This window comes from Acidimangrovimonas pyrenivorans (assembly GCF_042643245.1).
Lineage (GTDB): Bacteria > Pseudomonadota > Alphaproteobacteria > Rhodobacterales > Rhodobacteraceae > Acidimangrovimonas > Acidimangrovimonas pyrenivorans.
In genome coordinates, this window is record NZ_JBHRSK010000008.1 from 108,297 (window position 1) to 124,976 (window position 16,680).

The window sequence follows — 16,680 nt, forward strand, 5'->3', positions numbered from 1 at the left end:
AAGGTTCCAGGAGGAAGACATGGCGACAGAAGCGCATGACGCGATGGCCGGCGCCGGGGCAGCCGCCCACGGTCCCGCCATGCCGCAGCTCGATTTCAGCACCTACGCCAACCAGATCTTCTGGCTGGTGATCGCGCTGGTGGCGATCTACCTGATCCTGACGCGCGTCGCGCTGCCGCGGATCGGGTCGGTCCTGGCCGAGCGCAAGGGCACGATCACCAACGACATCGCCGCGGCGGAAGAGCTGAAGATGAAGGCTCTGGACGCCGAGAAGGCCTATAACAAGGCGCTGGCCGATGCCCGCAGCGAAGCGGCGCGGATCGTCGCCGAGGCCAAGGCCGAGATCCAGCAGGACCTCGACGCGGCCACGGCCAAGGCCGATGCCGAGATCTTCGCCAAGGCGGCGGAATCGGAGCGGCGGATCGCCGAGATCCGGGAAAACACGCTTGAAAGCGTGACCGAGGTGGCCAAGGACACCGCCAAGGAGATCGTCTCGGTGCTCGGCGGCAAGGCCGACGCGCGCTCGGTCACGGCGGCGATCAATGCCCGGCTGAAAGGATAAGGCAATGAAAAAGCTTACCCTTCTTGCCATCCTCGCGGCCTCGCCGGCATTCGCCGCCGAAGAGGGCCCGTTCTTCTCGCTGCACAATCCGAACTTGATCGTTCTGATTTCCTTCCTGATCTTCCTGGGCATCCTGACCTATTTCAAGGTGCCGGGGATGATCGGCGGGATGCTCGACAAGCGCGCCGACCAGATCCGCAAGGACCTGGACGAGGCGCGGGCGCTGCGCGAGGAGGCCCAGACCATCCTGGCCTCCTACGAGCGCAAGCAGAAAGAGGTCCAGGCCCAGGCCGAGCGCATCGTCGCGACCGCCAAGGCCGAGGCCGAAGCTGCGGCCGAGCAGGCCAAGGCCGATCTGGAAGCCTCGATCGCGCGCCGTCTGGCCGCGGCCGACGAGCAGATCGAGTCGGCCGAGAAGAGCGCCCTGCGCGAGGTTCGCGACCGGGCGGTCGCCGTGGCGGTGGCCGCGGCCGGCGACGTTATGGCCAAGCAACTGGCCAAGGAAGGCGCCGACACCCTGATCGACTCGTCGATCAAGGAGGTCGAGACCCGGCTGCACTGAGCCGCGGGACAGTGAAAGATCGAGGAACCCGGCCCCTGAGGCCGGGTTTTTCGTTTGGGGAACATGCCCCGCCCACGGCCCGGCGCTCGCCCGGCGCTTTCAGCTTGTTTGCGGGCGTTCTGGTTCGTGTTCCAATGGCGCCTCAGGCTGCCTTGGCCGAGACGGTCCCTCACCGCCCCTCAGCTCGCCGCTGAGGCCTATTCCAGCCCGGAGATGATCGCCCTCAGGGTCTCGATGCCCGTGCCCTTCTCCGATGAGGTCAGGACGATCTCGGGATAGGCGGCGGGGTGCTTGGCCAGCTTGCCGCGTACCTGCCCCAGCACCTTCTCGCGCTCCTTGAGGCTGATCTTGTCGGCCTTGGTCATCACCACCTGGAAGGTGACGGCCGAGCTGTCCAGCAGCCCCATGATCTCCTCGTCGACATCTTTGACGCCGTGGCGGCTGTCGATCAGGACGAAGGCCCGGCGCAGGGTGGCGCGGCCGGCGAGGTAGCTTTTCAACAGCGCCTGCCATTTCGCCACCACCGCCACCGGCGCCTGGGCGAAGCCGTAGCCGGGCAGGTCGACGAGGTAGCGGGCGTCGCCGAGGGTGAAGAAGTTGATCTCCTGCGTCCGCCCCGGCGTGTTCGAGGCCCGGGCCAGCGCCTTGCGGCCGGTCAGCGCGTTGATCAGGCTCGACTTGCCGACATTCGAGCGGCCGGCGAAGCAGACCTCGACACGGTCGGCGGGCGGCAGGCCGTCCATGGCGACGACGCCCTTGAGGAAGTCGACCGGCCCGGCGAAGAGCAGCCGGCCACGCTCGCGCGATGCCTCGTCCGGTTCCTCGGCCAGCGGGAAGGGCAGCTCCATCACAGCACCTCGACAGTCAGGCCGGGGGCGATCGCGCCGCCCGTCACCACGGTGGCATAGATGCCGAAATCCTGCGCCCCGGTCAGGGCCGAGAGGCCGCCAAGCGTGTCGGCATCCACATGGCCGGTCTCGGGATTGGCGGTGGTCGCCTTGCAGCGGGTGATGCGCTGTTCGACCTTCAGAACCGCGTCGCCGATCTTCAGTTCGCGGCCGACAAGGCCGAACTCGGCCCAGGGTTCCCAGCCGTCGATCCAGAGATTGCCGCGCCAGCGGTGCAGCGAAAGCTCCTGGCCCAGATGCCCGGTCAGCGCCCGGTTGGAGGCAAGGTTGAGGATCGCGACGGAAGGGAAGGGGCTGTCGGTCATGCCGCGGCCCGGCGCGCGGGTCAGGGCGGTGGACTGCGCCCGGCCCTCGGGCATCAGCGGCCGGACCCAGCTCAGGAAGGCCTCGGCCTCGGTTTCCGGGTCGAAGCTGATCTCGGGGCGATCGGGATGGGTCAGGGTGACCCGCCCGCTCGTTTCGTCCAGGGTGGCGGCGATGGCCATCAGTTGCGGCGCCTTGGCGCCGCGGCTGAAGTTGACGCATCTCGCCCAGCCCATCGGCGCGGGCAGCTTCGCCGCCTCATGCGCCACCGCCCAGTGCCGGTCCCAGGGCAGGCAGGCCCCCGCCGAAAGCACAACGGACGCGAGAGCCTCGCGTCCGTGTGCCTTGATCGGGTGGCGGAAGATATGGGCGAGCGTGCCGCTCATTTCTGCTCCGCCTTGCCGCGCCTGAAGCTGGAGACGATGTTGCCGAAGACGTCCGGCTTGTGCCCGTGGCTGCGCATGATGATGTACTGCTGGGTGAAGGTGATGGTGTTGTTGGTGATCCAGTACAGCACCAGCCCCGAGGGGAAGCTGCCCAGCATGAACATGAACACCCAGGGCATCCAGGCGAAGATCATCTTCTGGGTCGCGTCGGCCGGGGCCGGGTTCAGCTTCTGCTGCAGCCACATCGAGATGCCCAGCAGGATCGGCATCAGCCCGATGAAGACCGAGGCCAGCATGGTGCCGTGTTCCGGCGCCGGCCAGGGCAGGAGGCCGAACAGGTTGAACAGCGACGACGGATCGGGCAGCGACAGGTCGCGGATCCAGCCGATGAACGGCGCCTGGCGCAGCTCGATGGTGACGTAGATCACCTTGTAGAGCGAGAAGAAGATCGGGATCTGGATGAAGATCGGCAGACAGCCGGCGGCCGGGTTGACCTTCTTCTCCTTGTAGAGCTGCATCATCTCCTTCTGCAGCGCGCCCTTGTCGTCGCCGGCCCGTTCCTTGAGCTTCTCGATCTCCGGCTGCAGCTCCTTCATCCGCGCCATCGAGACGTAGGACTTGTAGGCCAGCGGGAAGACCAGGATCTTGAGGAAGATGGTCAGGCAGATGATCGCCACGCCCATGTTGCCGATCAGGCCGTGCAGGTTGTGCAGCACCCAGAAGATCGGCTTGGTGAAGAAGAAGAACCAGCCCCAGTCGATCGCGTCGACGAAGCGCGGCACGCCGTCCTTGTTCTGGTAGGTCTGCAGCACGTCATAGACCTTGGCGCCGGCGAACAGGCGCGAGCTGGTCTCGGCGCTGGCGCCCGGGGCGACCGTCACCGCGGCGTCGCGGACGCCGACCTGGTAGATGTCGCTGTCGGCGTTGTATTTCGCCGCCTGGGTGACCTTGGCGCCCTGCTGCGGGATCAGCGTGGTCATGAAGTATTTCGAGGTGATGCCGGTCCAGCCCGAAGTGATGTCCTTCTGCAGCTCGGCATGGGCGCCTTCGCCCGGCACCGCGTCGAGCTTGGTCAGGTTCTTCCACGACAGCTCTTTCAGCTTGCCGTCGGCCATCTGGTAGGCGCCCTCGAACAGCAGGTAATAGGCGCGCCCCGGCGGTTTGCCGTGGCGAGCGACGATGCCGTAGGAGGCCAGCCGCACCGGTTGCCCGGTGGTGTTCTTCACCGCCTGCTTGACCGTGAACATGTAGTTGTCGTCGACCGACAGGGTGCGGCTGAAGATCAGCCCCTTGCCATTGTCCCAGCTCAGGGTGACCGGGTGGGAGGGGGTCAGGACGGCATCCTTGGGCGCGGTCCAGACGGTGTTGGCGCCGGGCACGTCGTCATAGGTCAGCGTGCCGCCCGGCGCCCAGCCATAGACCGCGTAGAAGGTCTGGTCCTTGCCGACCGGGCTGAGCAGCCGCACCAGCGGCGAGTTCTTGTCGACCGACTCGCGGTAATCCTTGAGCAGCAGATCGTCGATCCGGCCGCCGAGCAGCGAGATCGAGCCCTTCAGCTTGGGCGTGTCGATCTTGAGGCGCGGCAGGTCGGCGGCGGCGGTGGCCGAGGCACTGGCGGCCGGTGCGGCGGCGGTGCTGGCGCCCGCGGCGCTTGGGGTGGCGGCTGCGGGCGGGGTGGCCGTGCTGCCCTGTGCGTCGGTCGTCTGCGTCGCCTGGCCGGTGGTCGGGCTCTGGTCGGTTGTGGGCTCTGCCGGCGGGAAGAGCCAGAACCAGACCAGGATCACCAGCAGGCTGAGCGCCGTCGCGAGGATGAGGTTCTTGTTCTGATCGTCCATAAGGGGAAGGCACCTGTCCTGTCCGAAGGTCAGCCGTGGTTCAACAGACCTGAGGCCCAAAGGTCAAGCGGTTTCGCCGGATCTCGCGGCGCCGTGCGGGATTGTCTCGGCCTCGGGGTCGCGATGCGGGGCGGAAGCCGGCGTGCAGCGGGCAGGGGGCGAGGGCGCTGCGATCGCTCGATCACCTGATTCCCCGAGGGGAAGCCGCAACCGGTCGGGCACGGCGGGGCCGAGGGGCGCCTTCAGTCGCCGTCGGTCAGGCGTGGCGGAGGCGGCGCCGAGTCGGTGTCGCCGGGCATCTCGCCGCGCATCAGCCCGGCGAAGTCGAACAGGTTGGGGTCGGCCAGGTGCGACGGCCGCACGTTCATCAACGCCCGGAACATGACCTGGCGCCGGCCGGGACTGCGCGCCTCCCACTGGTCGAGGATCTGCTTGACCTGCTGGCGCTGGAGCCCGTCCTGGCTGCCGCAGAGATCGCAGGGGATGATCGGGTAGTTCATCGACCGGGCGAATTTCTCGCAATCCGCCTCGGCGACGAAGGCGAGCGGGCGGTAGACGAACAGGTCGCCCTCCTCGTTGACCAGCTTGGGCGGCATCGTCGCCAGCCGGCCGCCGTGGAACAGGTTCATGAAGAAGGTTTCGAGGATGTCGTCGCGGTGATGGCCCAGCACCACCGCCGAACAGCCTTCCTCGCGCGCGATGCGGTAGAGGTTGCCGCGGCGCAGGCGCGAGCACAGGGCGCAATAGGTCCGGCCCTGCGGCACCTTCTCCTTCACCACCGAATAGGTGTCCTGGTATTCGATCCGGTGCGGCACGCCCATCCGTTCGAGGAACTCGGGCAGCACGGTGGCCGGAAAGCCGGGCTGGCCCTGGTCGAGGTTGCAGGCCAGCAATTCGACCGGCAGCAGCCCGCGCCATTGCAGCTCGTGCAGCACGGCGAGCAGGGTATAGCTGTCCTTGCCGCCCGACAGGCAGACCAGCCATTTCGCCCCGCGCTCGATCATGCCGTAGGTCTCGATCGCCTCGCGGACCTCGCGCACCAGCCGCTTGCGCAGCTTCTTGAACTCGGTCGTCGCCGGGGCGCCGGCGAAGAGCTTGTGGATGTCTGAGTCGTCGAGCATGCGGGGGCCTCGGGCTGGACTGGCGCGGGTATGCCAGAGCGGGGCGGCTTTGCCTAGCCGCTCAAGGGTGGTGATGGTCGTGCTGGCAGGCGTCGTGCTCGGGATCGGTGCCCGGCACCGGGTCGTAGCCCGAGCCGCCCCAGGGATGGCAGCGGCCGATGCGGCGGATCGCCAGCCAGCTCCCCTTGAGCGCGCCGTGCTTTTCCAGCGCCTCGAGGGCGTAGACCGAGCAGGTCGGCTGGTAGCGGCAGCCATGGCCGACCCAGGGGCTGAGGAGCAGCCGGTAGGCATGGACGGGCAGGGCGACGAGGCGGGCAAGCGGGCTCATGACGCGCGCGCCTCCTTCGGCTTGCCGCCGGGCCGGGGTTTGCGGGGCTTGTTGACGTGATTGTCGCTGTGGATGCGGTCGAGCGCGGTGCGCAGGTCGTCCAGCAGTTGGTCGAAGGGCCGCGACACGGTGGCCTCGGGGCGGCCGACCAGCACGTAGTCCCAGTCGGGACGGCCTTTCTCGGGCAGCACCGCGCGGGCGACCTCGCGCAGCCGGCGCTTGGCGCGGTTGCGGGTCACCGCGTTGCCGATCTTCTTCGAACAGGTGTAGCCGACGCGGATGCCTTCGGCCTCGCCTTCACCGCGGCGCCGGGCCTGCAGCAGGAAGCCGGGCGCACCCTGGCGCCGGGCATTGGCGGCGCGCAGGAAATCGGCGCGCTTGGCCAGAACGGTGAGGGGCGGACATGACGAAACCGCCGAGGCTTCCCCCTCGGTCTCGGCGCGTGCGCCTGCCCCGGAGGTCTGCATCGGCGGTGTCAAGGTCGTGGACCCGGTCGTCGGCCTCAGGCCGAGAGTTTCTTGCGGCCCTTGGCGCGGCGGGCGTTCAGGATCTTGCGGCCGGCGACAGTCGCCATCCGGGCGCGGAAGCCATGGCGCCGCTTGCGGACCAGGTTCGAGGGTTGGTAGGTGCGTTTCATCGCGAGGCGCTCCGTCAGGTTTGCAGCCCGAATCCGGGGATTCGAGGGCCGCGCATGTTCGAAGCCCGTCCTTTACGCAGGCGGCGGCGCCAAGTCAACGCGCGACGGGTGGTTTTTGCGCAAGAAAAGCGGGCTCGGGGCGGGGCGCCGGGGTGACAGCGTCGCGCGATCTTATCAAGGTCGCGCAGAGCCGCTATCCAGCGCGGAGCGATCCGGGGCATCCTGTGCCCCCGGAGAACCCGAGAAGAGAGATGTCGACCGAACCCGATCCCAGCAAGCGCGGCTTCGCGCGCCGCCTGCCGATCCTGGTGATCGCGCTGGTCGCGGTGGCCGGCACGATCGTCCTGCGCGACACGCTTAGCTTCGAGGCGCTGCGCGACAACCATGCCCGGCTGATGGCCTTCCGCGATTCCCACTATGTGCCGGCGGTACTGGCCTTCATCGCGGGCTATGTCGCCATTGTCGCCCTCTCGCTGCCCGGAGCGACGGTGGCGACGCTCACCGGCGGCTTCCTGTTCGGGCTGTTTCCCGGCGTGGTGTTCAACGTCGCCTCGGCGACGCTCGGGGCGGTGCTGATCTTCCTCGCCGCCCGGCGCGGCTTCGGCGCGGAGCTGGCGGCGCGGCTGGACCGGGGCGGCGGCATCGCCCGCCGGATCAGTGCCGGCATCCATGAAAACGAGCTGTCGTTCCTGTTCCTGATGCGGCTGGTGCCGGCGGTGCCCTTCGTGCTGGCCAACCTGGTGCCGGCCTTCCTCGGCGTGCGCACCGGGCGCTTCGCGGTGACGACCTTCCTCGGCATCATCCCCGGCGGGCTGGTCTATACCTGGGTCGGGGCCGGGCTGGGCGATGTCTTCGCCCGCGACGCGGCGCCCGACCTCGGAGTGCTGTTCGAGCCGCAAATCCTCGCGCCGCTGCTGGCGCTGATCGCGCTGGCGGCGCTGCCGATGCTGTTGCGATTGTGGCGGAGGGCGCGGTGATGCGCGCGTTCCGGGCGGATATCTGCGTCATCGGCGCCGGCTCGGGCGGGCTGTCGGTGGCGGCCGGGGCGGCGCAGATGGGCGCCAGGGTGGTCCTGATCGAGGCCGGCGAGATGGGCGGCGACTGCCTGAACACGGGCTGTGTGCCCTCCAAGGCGCTGATCGCGGCGGCCGGGCGGGCGCAGGCCACGCGCGAAGGCGGGCTCGGTGTCGCCGGGACCGAACCGCAGGTCGATTTCGCCGCCGTCATGGCCCATGTGAAGACGACCATCGCCGCCATCGCCCCGCATGACAGCCAGCAGCGGTTCGAGGGGCTGGGCGTGACCGTATTGCGGGACTTCGCCCGCTTCACCGGGCCGGACACCGTCGAGGCTGGGGGAACCCGCGTGACGGCCCGGCGCTTCGTCCTCGCCACCGGATCCCGCCCGCTGGTGCCGCCGATCCCGGGGCTGGACGGCGTCCCCTACCTGACCAACGAGACCGTCTTCGAGCTGAGCGAGCTGCCCGCGCATCTGCTGGTGCTGGGCGGCGGCCCGATCGGGATCGAGCTGGCCCAGGCCTTCCGTCGGCTCGGCGCCGGTGTGACCGTGGTCGAGGCTGCCCGGGCGCTGGGGCGCGAGGACCCGGAGCTGGCGGCGGCGGTGCTGGAGAACCTGCGGCAAGAGGGCGTCGAGATTGTCGAGGGCGCCAGGGCGACGGAAGTTCGCGGCCAGGCCGGGGCGCTGGAACTGGTGACCGAGAGCGGCCGGGCGATTTCCGGCTCGCACCTGCTGGTCGCGGTCGGGCGCCAGCCGGCGATCGCGGGGCTGGGGCTCGAGGCCGCCGGCATCGCCACCGAGACCGGCGCGGTGAAGACCGGGCGCGACCTGCGGACGACCAACCGCCGGGTCTACGCCATCGGCGATGTCGCCGGGCGCGGCGCCTTCACCCATCTCGCGGGCTATCACGCCGGGCTGATCCTGCGGCCGATGCTCTTCGCGCTGCCGGCGCGGCTGCGCGACGACCATGTCCCGCGCGTCACCTATGCCGATCCGGAACTGGCCCAGGTCGGGCTGACCGAAGCCGAGGCCCGCGCCCGTTACGGCGACGGCATCGAGGTGCTGCGCGCGCCTTTCGCCGCCAACGACCGGGCGCTGGCCGAGGGCCGGACCGAGGGGCTGGCAAAGGTGATCGTCCGTCGCGGCCGGCCCGTCGGCGCGGGAATCGCCGGCGCCGGGGCGGGCGAGTTGATCGGCCTCTGGGCGCTGGCGCTTTCACGGCGCGATAAACTTTCCGCTATCGCCGGGATGATCCTGCCATATCCGACTCAATCTGAGGTTTCGAAGCGCGCCGCAGGTGCCTATTTTTCCCCAAGGCTTTTTGATAGTGCTCTGGTCAAGCGGGTGGTGCGGCTGGTGCAGCGGCGCCTTCCGTGAAGCCCGACAAAGGCGTGTCGATGTTTCTGAACACTCTCTCCGGTCGCTTCCTGATCCTGACGACCCTGTTCGTCATGCTGGCCGAGGTGTTGATCTTCGTGCCCTCGATCGCGCGCTATCGCGACGACTACCTGCTGCTGCGTCTCGAACGGGCGCAGATCGCCTCGCTGGCGACCCTGGCCAATGACGGCATGGTCTCGCCCCAGCTCGAGAAGGAGCTGCTGGCCAATGCCGGCGTACTCAACGTCGTGCTGCGGCGCGACGCGGTGCGCCAGCTGGTGCTGTCCTCGCCGATCCCGACGCCCGTCTACCACACCTACGATCTGCGTCATGCCGGGCAGGTCGAGCTGGTGCGCGATGCGCTGGCGGAGTTCCTCGACCCCAACAACCGGGTGATCCGGGTGATCGGCAACCCGGTGCAGGATGCCGGCCAGCAGATCGAGGTGACGCTGAATTCCGGGCCGATGCGCAAGGCGATGATCGATTACGGGTTGCGCATCCTGGCACTGTCGGCGGTGATCTCGGTGATGACGGCGCTGTTGCTGTTCTTCGCGGTGCGGCGGCTACTGGTGCTGCCGATCCGGCAACTGGTCCATCACATGACCGCCTATGCCGAGGCCCCCGAGGATGCCCGCAGGGTGATCGCGCCCTCCGCCTCGGTGATCGAGCTGCGCGAGGCCGAGGACGCATTGCAGTCGCTGCAGACCCAGCTGACCGGGGCGCTGCGGCAGAAGGAGCGGCTGGCGCAGCTGGGCGGGGCGGTGGCCAAGATCAGCCACGACCTGCGCAACATCCTGACCACGGCGCAGCTCTTCGCCGACCGGATGGAGGAGAGCCAGGACCCGGCGGTGAAGCGCGCCGCGCCCAAGCTGATGGGCTCGATCGGCCGGGCGGTGAACCTGTGCGAGGGCACGCTGGCCTTCGGCAAGGCGCAGGAGCCGCCGCCGATGCTGACCCGCTTCGCGCTGCGCGACCTGGTCGAGGACGTGATCGAGGGCGAACAGCTGGCCGCCGAGGATACCGGTGCGCTGAGCTATATCGCCGATGTGCCCGCCGGGCTGATCATCCGCGCCGATAGCGAGCAATTGCACCGGGTGCTGTCGAACCTCGTCCGCAACGCCCGGCAGGCGATCCTGGCGACCGGCAAGCCCGGCACGATCGAGATCGGCGCCGGCGAGGACGAGAGCGCGTGGTGGATCCGGGTCGGCGATACCGGGCCGGGCCTGCCGCCCAAGGCGCGCGAGCACCTGTTCACCCCGTTCCAGGGCGGCGCGCGCAAGGGCGGGATCGGTCTCGGCCTCGCCATCGCGGCCGAACTGGTGCGCGGCCATGGCGGCAAGCTGGAACTGGCGCGCAGCGACGAGGACGGGACGGAGTTCCTGATCCGGTTGCCGAAGATGATCGCCGCGGCAGAAACGGCGGCGGGGTGAGAGATGGGCGGATCGGTGACAGCTGGCCGGTGCGCGTTTGTCACCTGCCGAGAAAAGTTCGGACGGTTCGGCCCGCCAGTGTGATTCTGGGCATCTATCCGCCGGCCTTGTCCGCATTCTGCGTGGCGGTCGCGCTTCGTTCAGAGGGCACGCGCCCGGCGTAAGCACCGGGCGGATCGAGCGATCAAAGTGAGGCGCTCCGGACGAGTAGCCCGTCACCCCCGGTCGTGGAAGTAGTCGTAGACCTTCTGCGCCATCGCGTCGGAAATCCCCTCGACCGCCTGCAGGTCGGACAGCCCGGCGCGGCTGACCGCCTTGGCGGAGCCGAAATGGGTCAGCAGGGCGCGCTTGCGGGCGGCGCCGACGCCGGGGATGTCGTCCAGCGGCGTCAGCGACACCGCCTTGGCGCGCTTGGCGCGGTGGGTGCCGATGGCGAAGCGGTGGGCCTCGTCGCGCAGCCGCTGGACGAAGTAGAGCACCGGGTCGTTGTGGCGCAGGGCGAAGGGGCGCTGGCCGGGGCGGTGGAACTCCTCCTTGCCGGCGTCGCGGTCGATGCCCTTGGCGACGCCGACCATGGCGATGTCGTCGACGCCGAGGTCGGCCAGGATCTCCGCCACCGCCGAGACCTGCCCGGCGCCGCCGTCGATCAGGAGCAGGTCGGGCCAGGCCTCGGTCTGCCGCTCCGGGTCTTCCTTCAGCAGGCGCTGGAAGCGGCGGGTCAGCACCTCCTTCATCATGCCGAAATCGTCACCGGGCGTGATCTCGGTGCCCTTGATGTTGAACTTGCGGTACTGGCTTTTCAGGAACCCCTCGGCCCCGGCGACGATCATCCCGCCAACCGCGTTCGTCCCCTGGATATGCGAGTTGTCGTAGACCTCGATCCGTTTCGGCGGCGCCGGCAGGTCGAAGGCCTCGGCCAGCCCGGCCAGCAGCCGCGCCTGGCTGGCGCTCTCGGCCATCTTGCGGGCCAGGCTCTCGCGGGCGTTGCGGGCGGCATTCTCGACGATCTCGGCCTTCTCGCCCCGGCGCGGCACCGCCACCACCACCTTGCGACCGGCGCGTTCCGACAGCAGCTCGGCGGTCAGGTCGGCATCCTCGATCGGGTGGCTGAGCAGGATCTGCCGCGGCGGCACCTTGTCGTCGTAGAACTGGGCGAGGAAGGCTTCGAGGATCTCGGCCTCGCCGGCTCCGGCGCCGGTGCGCGGGTAGAAGTCGCGGTTGCCCCAGCTCTGGTGGGCGCGGATGAAGAAGACCTGGACGCAGGCCTGCCCGCCCTCGGCATGGACGGCGATGACATCGGCCTCGGCGACGCCGCGCGGGTTGATGCCCTGGGCGCTCTGGACCTGGGTCAGCGCCTTGATCCGGTCGCGCAGCGCCGCCGCGCGCTCGAATTCCAGCGCCTCCGAGGCCGCCGCCATCTCCTTGGCCAGATGGGCCTGGACCGCGGTGCTCTTGCCCTCGAGGAAACGCTCGGCATCCTCGATCAGGGCATTGTAGTCCTGTTCCGAGATATAGCCGACGCAGGGGGCCGAGCAGCGCTTGATCTGGTAGAGCAGGCAGGGCCGGGTCCGGCTTTCGAAAGTGGCGTCGGAGCAGTTGCGCAGCAGGAAGACGCGCTGGAGCTGGTTGAGCGTTCGGTTGACCGCGTCGGCCGAGGCGAAGGGGCCGAAATAGCTGCCCTTCTCGGTCCGCTTGCCGCGATGCTTCTTGATCTGGGGAAAGCGGTGTTCGCGGCTGATCAGGATGTTGGGGAAGGACTTGTCGTCGCGCAGCAGCACGTTGTAGCGCGGCTTGAGCTGCTTGATCAGGTTCTGTTCAAGCAGCAGCGCCTCGGTCTCGGTCCGCGTCGTCAGGAACATCATCGAGGCAGTCTCGCGGATCATCCGCGCGATCCGCGCCGAATGACCGCTGCCCCTGGCATAGTTCGACACCCGCGCCTTTAGGTTGCGCGCCTTGCCGACGTAAAGCACCTCGGATTGGGCGTTCAGCATCCGGTAGACGCCGGGCGAGGTGTCAAGCGTCTTCAGGTAGGACTGGATCAGACTGTGACCCGTAAGCGGCGCTTTTTCGTCCTGGTGATCTGTCGGTGTCGGTTCGGTCATGTCTCGGTCGTGATTCCCCGGCGGGCTGCAATCTTACGCCGTCGATCTCAAGAGGAAACCTGTCCACGATTTCTGTGGATAAGTCTGGTGGAAACTTTTGGGAAGCGCGATTTTCCCTTTGGTTTTAGGCGGGTTCCGGTGTTTGCCCAAAAAATAGGCGCCTCAGTAACGTGCTGTTTTCAAACAGGACTTTTTTGTCGCCTCGACAAAGGCCTGATAAACCTAACAGATTTCTAACGATTGCATGACGCTTCGTGACCGCGTGGACAACTGGCCCGGCACGCCGCGCCGCAGAGGTCGCGATCACGCCTCCAGCCCGATATTGTCGGCAGTCTGCCAGGCCAGGTGCTGGCCGCCGTCGACGCAGATCAGCTGGCCCGTGACCCCTGGCGCATCGAGGAAATAGCCCAGCGTCGCGGTGATTTCCTCGGGGCTGGCGCCGCGGCCCAGGATGGTGCTGGCGCGCTGGCGGGCGAACTGGGTCTCACTCTGGTGCTGGCTGCGCAGGGTCGGACCCGGGCCGATGGCGTTGACGCGCACGCATGGGGCGAGTCCCTGGGCCGCGGTGCGTGTCAGCGCCCACAGCCCCATCTTGGCGATGGTGTAGGACATGAAGTCGGGGCTGGGCTTGCGCACCCGCTGGTCGATCATGTTGACGACCAGGGCGCGGGCGACCGGCTCTCCGGCCGCGTCGCGGCCGGGCGCGGGGGCCTGGGCGGCGAAGGCCTGGGTCAGCACGAAGGGGGCCCGCAGGTTGGATTCGATATGCCGGTCCCAGCTTTCGCGGGTCGCGGTCTCGAGCGTGTCGGGCTCGAAGATCGAGGCGTTGTTGACCAGCAGGCTCAGCGGCCCGCCAAGCGCCTCGGCGGCGCGACCGACCAGCGCCGCGCTCTCCGCCTCGATCAGCAGGTCGGCCTGCACGGCGACGGCCTGCCGGCCCATGGCGCGGATCTCCTGCACCACTTCCTCGGCGGCCTCGGCCGAACCGGCGTAATGGACCGCGACGTCATGGCCGCGGCGGCCGATGGCCAGGGCCATTGCCCGGCCCAGCCGCTGGCCCGCCCCTGTCACCAATGCCCGTTCCTGCATCCCGTCCTCCTCAGCTCACGATCGCGGCGATGAACAGAACATAGGCGGCGAGCAGGGCAAAGCCCCAGAGCCGGGTGATGTCGCGTTGATAGAGGACGATGGGGGCGAGCACGAGCGAGGCGGCAAGCATCGCCCAGAGGTCGAAATGCAGCATCTGCGCGGGGACCGGCAGCGGCCCGACAAGTCCGGCGACGCCGATGATGCCCAGCAGGTTGAAGATGTTCGAGCCGATCACGTTGCCCATCACCACGTCGGTCTGGCGCCGCAGCGCGGCAGTGACGCAGGTTGCCAGTTCGGGCAGCGAGGTGCCGATGGCGACCAGGGTCAGGCCGATGACCGTCTCGCTGACACCCAGGATCCGGGCGATCCCGACCGCGCCGTCGACCAGCAGGTCGGCGCCCAGCGGCAGGCCGATCAGGCCGAGGGCAAGGAACACGGCGATCTGCCAGCCCGGCATGCCCGGATCGGCGCCTTCCAGCTCGGCTCTTTCCTCTTCTTCCGCCTCCTCCTCGGTTTCGCCGGCGGCCTCGGCCAGGGCTCGGCGATGGGCGCGGGCGCTGCGGTAGCTGTCCCATAGCATCAGCCCCAGCCCGGCCAGCAGGATCAGCGCGTGCGGCGCCCGGATCGGGCCGGCGAAAGCGACCGCCATGAACAGCACCGTCGCAGCCAGCATGGTCAGGAAGCTGCGCCGGGTCTCGCCGTTGCTGGCGTGGATGGTCGAGATCATCGCCGGCAGGCCCAGCACCAGCAGGATGTTGGCGATGTTTGAGCCGACGACATTGCCGAGCGCGATGCCGGGGGCGTGGTCGAGCACCGCCTTGACCGAGACCAGCAGCTCGGGCGCCGAGGTTCCGAAGGCGACGACCGTCAGCCCGACGATCAGAGACGGGATGCCCAGCCGCAGGCTCAGGTTCACCGCGCCACGTACCAGAGCATCCCCGGCCAGCACCAGAACGATCAGTCCGCCGACCAGGAAAAGAAGATCAAGCGTCACGCCGTCAGCCCTTCCGCCGCCCGCTGCCGCATTCGCATTTGCCGGGGCCGATACTGTAGCGGCCGCAGCGCGGGCATTTGCCCGGCTTGGACAACTTGCGGCCGCGGGTGCCCGGCACCTTGAGCCGGCCGAACATTCCCAGCACCAGCATGCCGATCAGGAAGAAGGTGACGAACTTGATCATGTCATAGCCCGTAGCGCGCCAGCAGACTGCGCTCCTCGACCTCGGCCAGCGCGCCGCCGATCGCCTGAGCGCCGAAGCGGCGCAAGAGGCCGCGGCGCGGGGCGTAGGGCCGCAGCCGCACCTTGTCGCCGTAAAGCTCTTTCAGCTTGGGCACCATATGCGCGATACCGTCGGCCAGCCCCAGCTCGACCGCCTTCTGCCCGACCCAGAAGCTGCCGTCATACAGGTCGCCCTCGGCCAGCCTGCCGCCGCGCCGCGCCTTGACCTGTTCGATGAAGGCGGCGTGGATCGGTTCCTGAAGCTCTTTCAGCCGGGCGACGTCCTCGGGCTTTTCCGGCAGGAACGGGTCCATGAAGCTTTTCGAGGTGCCGGCGGTATGGACCCGGCGCTCGATCCCGTGGCGGGCGAGGAAGTCGTGCAGGCCGAAGCTGGACGAGATCACCCCGATCGAGCCCAGCACCGAACTGGTATCGGCCCAGATGTCGTCGGCCGCCGTCGCCAACCAGTAGCCGCCCGAGGCGGCGAGATCCTCGACGAAGGCGTGGACCGGGATGCCTTTCTCCTCGGCCAGCCGGCGGATGCGGGCGGCGATCAGCGCCGATTGTACCGGAGAGCCGCCGGGTGAGTTGATCTGCAGCGCCACGGCGGCGGGCTTGCCCTTGCGGAAGGCGCGCTCGATCAGCGGGGCGAGGCTGGCGTCGTTCAGCACGCCCGCGCGGCCGCCCGCGGCGATCATGCCCTGCAGGCGCAGGACGGCGACGGTCGGGTGCCTGTTGAGAAAGGGGAGCCGGAATGTCATGGCTCCGATGTAGAGTGGCCCGGACCCCGGAACAAGGCGCGGACGCCGCCGGTGCCGCGATTGTTGCCGCCCTGCCTGATTGGTGCGATGCAGAAGGGGGCGAAGCGGGGATGCCGGCGGAGTGATCGGGGCGGATGATCGACAAGCTTGAGATGTTCATGGCACTGGCGGCCGAACGCCATTTCGGCCGCGCCGCCGAGGTCTGCGGCGTCACCCAGCCGACCCTGTCGAGCGCGATCAAGCAGCTCGAGGACCAGCTCGGCGTGCAGCTGGTCTGGCGCGGCTCGCGCTTCCAGGGGCTGACGCCGGAAGGGCTGCGGGTGCTGGAATGGTCCCGGCGCATCGTCGGCGACGCCCGGACGATGAAGGAAGAGATGCGGGCGGCGCGCTCTGGCCTGTCGGGAGTGGTGCGGATCGGCGTGATCCCGACGGCGCTGCCGATGGTCGCCAACTTGACTGCCCGTTTCACCCTGCGCCATCCCAATGTCGGCTTCTCGATCCTGTCGCGCAACTCGATGGAAATTCTCGAAGAGATCGAGGCGCTCGAGCTCGATGCCGGGATTTCCTATCTCGACAACGAGCCGCTGGGGCGCGTCACCACCGTGCCGCTTTATTCCGAGGGCTACCGGCTGCTGGTGCGGCCGGGGATGGAGCTGTCGGACCGCGACGCGGTGCGCTGGGACGAGGCCGGGCAATTGCCGCTCTGCCTGCTGACCGAGGACATGCAGAACCGGCGGATCATCAACCAGCACCTGACCGATGCCGGGGCGACGGTATTGCCACCGGTCGAATCGAATTCGGTGATCGTGCTGCTGGCGCATGTCATGACCGGCCGCTGGGCCAGCATCGTGCCGGTCAAGCTGGCCGAGCTGTTCGCCGAAGGCAACGGGCTGCGGGCAATTCCGATCACCGATCCCGACGCGCATCACCTCGTCGGCCTGATCGCGGCCTGGCGCGAGCCGCATACGCCCATTCTTGCGGCGCTTTTGGACGAGGCGACGCGAATCTCCGAGATAAACTAGCAAATCAATAGACGTCGTCTATCGAT

Annotated in this window: 18 protein-coding genes; 6 read left to right on the top strand and 12 right to left on the bottom strand. The window is 68.5% G+C overall.

The genetic code is table 11. The features are described from left to right. The first annotated feature begins 19 nt into the window (after positions 1-19). Together ACFOES_RS12820 and ACFOES_RS12825 are read left to right on the top strand one after the other, a co-directional pair. Positions 20-562, top strand: a complete 543-nt coding sequence (locus ACFOES_RS12820; protein WP_377833688.1) for a F0F1 ATP synthase subunit B' — start codon at positions 20-22, stop codon at positions 560-562. Between the two features lie 4 nt (positions 563-566). Continuing rightward, positions 567-1,124 (top strand): F0F1 ATP synthase subunit B, encoded by a 558-nt coding sequence (locus tag ACFOES_RS12825; RefSeq protein WP_377833689.1) that lies wholly within the window; start codon positions 567-569, stop codon positions 1,122-1,124. A 197-nt stretch (positions 1,125-1,321) separates the two neighbouring features. Here ACFOES_RS12825 and yihA read toward each other — a convergent pair whose 3' ends face one another. From yihA to rpmH, 7 genes are all read right to left on the bottom strand, one after another. Next, complete coding sequence (gene yihA, locus ACFOES_RS12830) at positions 1,322-1,975, bottom strand: ribosome biogenesis GTP-binding protein YihA/YsxC (protein WP_377833690.1); 654 nt, start codon at positions 1,973-1,975, stop codon at positions 1,322-1,324. Further along, complete coding sequence (locus tag ACFOES_RS12835; protein WP_377833691.1) at positions 1,972-2,721, bottom strand: MOSC domain-containing protein; 750 nt, start codon at positions 2,719-2,721, stop codon at positions 1,972-1,974. Before ACFOES_RS12835 ends, yihA begins: the two co-directional genes overlap by 4 nt. Continuing rightward, complete coding sequence (gene yidC / locus ACFOES_RS12840) at positions 2,718-4,556, bottom strand: membrane protein insertase YidC (RefSeq protein ID WP_377833692.1); 1,839 nt, start codon at positions 4,554-4,556, stop codon at positions 2,718-2,720. Before yidC ends, ACFOES_RS12835 begins: the two co-directional genes overlap by 4 nt. 242 nt (positions 4,557-4,798) lie before the next feature. Next, positions 4,799-5,677 carry a tRNA 2-thiocytidine(32) synthetase TtcA gene (gene ttcA, locus ACFOES_RS12845; RefSeq protein WP_377833693.1) on the bottom strand — a complete coding sequence of 293 codons (879 nt, stop codon included), beginning with the start codon at positions 5,675-5,677 and terminating at the stop codon, positions 4,799-4,801. A 61-nt stretch (positions 5,678-5,738) separates the two neighbouring features. After that, the gene (gene yidD, locus ACFOES_RS12850) at positions 5,739-6,005 is read right to left on the bottom strand and encodes a membrane protein insertion efficiency factor YidD (protein ID WP_377833694.1); all 267 of its coding nucleotides are present in this window, start codon (positions 6,003-6,005) and stop codon (positions 5,739-5,741) included. Next, complete coding sequence (rnpA, locus tag ACFOES_RS12855; RefSeq protein WP_377833695.1) at positions 6,002-6,484, bottom strand: ribonuclease P protein component; 483 nt, start codon at positions 6,482-6,484, stop codon at positions 6,002-6,004. The genes yidD and rnpA overlap by 4 nt, the downstream gene beginning before the upstream one ends. Positions 6,485-6,507: 23 nt before the next feature. Further along, entirely contained in the window at positions 6,508-6,642 is a 135-nt protein-coding gene (gene rpmH, locus ACFOES_RS12860) for a 50S ribosomal protein L34 (RefSeq protein WP_377833696.1), read from the bottom strand. A 251-nt stretch (positions 6,643-6,893) separates the two neighbouring features. Between rpmH and ACFOES_RS12865 the strand changes: the two genes are divergently transcribed. Genes ACFOES_RS12865 through ACFOES_RS12875 form a run of 3 tightly spaced genes read left to right on the top strand, consistent with a single transcriptional unit; the run spans position 6,894 to position 10,464 of the window. Continuing rightward, the gene (locus ACFOES_RS12865) at positions 6,894-7,619 is read left to right on the top strand and encodes a TVP38/TMEM64 family protein (RefSeq protein WP_377833697.1); all 726 of its coding nucleotides are present in this window, start codon (positions 6,894-6,896) and stop codon (positions 7,617-7,619) included. Beyond that, positions 7,619-9,034 carry a dihydrolipoyl dehydrogenase family protein gene (locus ACFOES_RS12870; protein WP_377833698.1) on the top strand — a complete coding sequence of 472 codons (1,416 nt, stop codon included), beginning with the start codon at positions 7,619-7,621 and terminating at the stop codon, positions 9,032-9,034. The genes ACFOES_RS12865 and ACFOES_RS12870 overlap by 1 nt, the downstream gene beginning before the upstream one ends. 14 nt (positions 9,035-9,048) lie before the next feature. Further along, complete coding sequence (locus ACFOES_RS12875) at positions 9,049-10,464, top strand: sensor histidine kinase (protein ID WP_377833699.1); 1,416 nt, start codon at positions 9,049-9,051, stop codon at positions 10,462-10,464. Positions 10,465-10,679: 215 nt separating this feature from the next. Here ACFOES_RS12875 and uvrC read toward each other — a convergent pair whose 3' ends face one another. The 5 genes from uvrC to ACFOES_RS12900 form a co-directional block, all read right to left on the bottom strand. Beyond that, positions 10,680-12,566, bottom strand: a complete 1,887-nt coding sequence (gene uvrC / locus ACFOES_RS12880; protein ID WP_377833700.1) for an excinuclease ABC subunit UvrC — start codon at positions 12,564-12,566, stop codon at positions 10,680-10,682. Between the two features lie 303 nt (positions 12,567-12,869). Next, the gene (locus ACFOES_RS12885) at positions 12,870-13,655 is read right to left on the bottom strand and encodes an SDR family oxidoreductase (RefSeq protein WP_377833701.1); all 786 of its coding nucleotides are present in this window, start codon (positions 13,653-13,655) and stop codon (positions 12,870-12,872) included. Between the two features lie 10 nt (positions 13,656-13,665). Next, positions 13,666-14,649 (bottom strand): calcium/sodium antiporter, encoded by a 984-nt coding sequence (locus tag ACFOES_RS12890; protein ID WP_377833702.1) that lies wholly within the window; start codon positions 14,647-14,649, stop codon positions 13,666-13,668. A gap of 4 nt (positions 14,650-14,653) precedes the next feature. After that, positions 14,654-14,833 carry a hypothetical protein gene (locus tag ACFOES_RS12895; RefSeq protein WP_377833703.1) on the bottom strand — a complete coding sequence of 60 codons (180 nt, stop codon included), beginning with the start codon at positions 14,831-14,833 and terminating at the stop codon, positions 14,654-14,656. Between the two features lies 1 nt (position 14,834). Then, entirely contained in the window at positions 14,835-15,632 is a 798-nt protein-coding gene (locus ACFOES_RS12900; RefSeq protein WP_377833704.1) for a S49 family peptidase, read from the bottom strand. 134 nt (positions 15,633-15,766) lie between these two features. On the opposite strand from ACFOES_RS12900, the gene ACFOES_RS12905 reads away from it, so the two are divergent. Beyond that, positions 15,767-16,654, top strand: a complete 888-nt coding sequence (locus tag ACFOES_RS12905; protein ID WP_377833705.1) for a LysR family transcriptional regulator — start codon at positions 15,767-15,769, stop codon at positions 16,652-16,654. Positions 16,655-16,680 lie beyond the last annotated feature (26 nt).

Bases quoted from the DNA above. Each gene is read 5' to 3' on its own strand.
- ACFOES_RS12820 (WP_377833688.1), top strand. From the start codon at position 20: ATGGCGACAGAAGCGCATGACGCGATGGCCGGCGCCGGGGCAGCCGCC.
- ACFOES_RS12825 (WP_377833689.1), top strand. From the start codon at position 567: ATGAAAAAGCTTACCCTTCTTGCCATCCTCGCGGCCTCGCCGGCATTC.
- rpmH (WP_377833696.1), bottom strand. From the start codon at position 6,642: ATGAAACGCACCTACCAACCCTCGAACCTGGTCCGCAAGCGGCGCCAT.
- ACFOES_RS12905 (WP_377833705.1), top strand. From the start codon at position 15,767: ATGATCGACAAGCTTGAGATGTTCATGGCACTGGCGGCCGAACGCCAT.
- uvrC (WP_377833700.1), bottom strand. From the start codon at position 12,566: ATGACCGAACCGACACCGACAGATCACCAGGACGAAAAAGCGCCGCTT.
- ACFOES_RS12835 (WP_377833691.1), bottom strand. From the start codon at position 2,721: ATGAGCGGCACGCTCGCCCATATCTTCCGCCACCCGATCAAGGCACAC.
- yidC (WP_377833692.1), bottom strand. From the start codon at position 4,556: ATGGACGATCAGAACAAGAACCTCATCCTCGCGACGGCGCTCAGCCTG.
- ACFOES_RS12900 (WP_377833704.1), bottom strand. From the start codon at position 15,632: ATGACATTCCGGCTCCCCTTTCTCAACAGGCACCCGACCGTCGCCGTC.
- ACFOES_RS12885 (WP_377833701.1), bottom strand. From the start codon at position 13,655: ATGCAGGAACGGGCATTGGTGACAGGGGCGGGCCAGCGGCTGGGCCGG.
- ACFOES_RS12870 (WP_377833698.1), top strand. From the start codon at position 7,619: ATGCGCGCGTTCCGGGCGGATATCTGCGTCATCGGCGCCGGCTCGGGC.
- ACFOES_RS12895 (WP_377833703.1), bottom strand. From the start codon at position 14,833: ATGATCAAGTTCGTCACCTTCTTCCTGATCGGCATGCTGGTGCTGGGA.
- ACFOES_RS12865 (WP_377833697.1), top strand. From the start codon at position 6,894: ATGTCGACCGAACCCGATCCCAGCAAGCGCGGCTTCGCGCGCCGCCTG.
- ttcA (WP_377833693.1), bottom strand. From the start codon at position 5,677: ATGCTCGACGACTCAGACATCCACAAGCTCTTCGCCGGCGCCCCGGCG.
- yidD (WP_377833694.1), bottom strand. From the start codon at position 6,005: ATGAGCCCGCTTGCCCGCCTCGTCGCCCTGCCCGTCCATGCCTACCGG.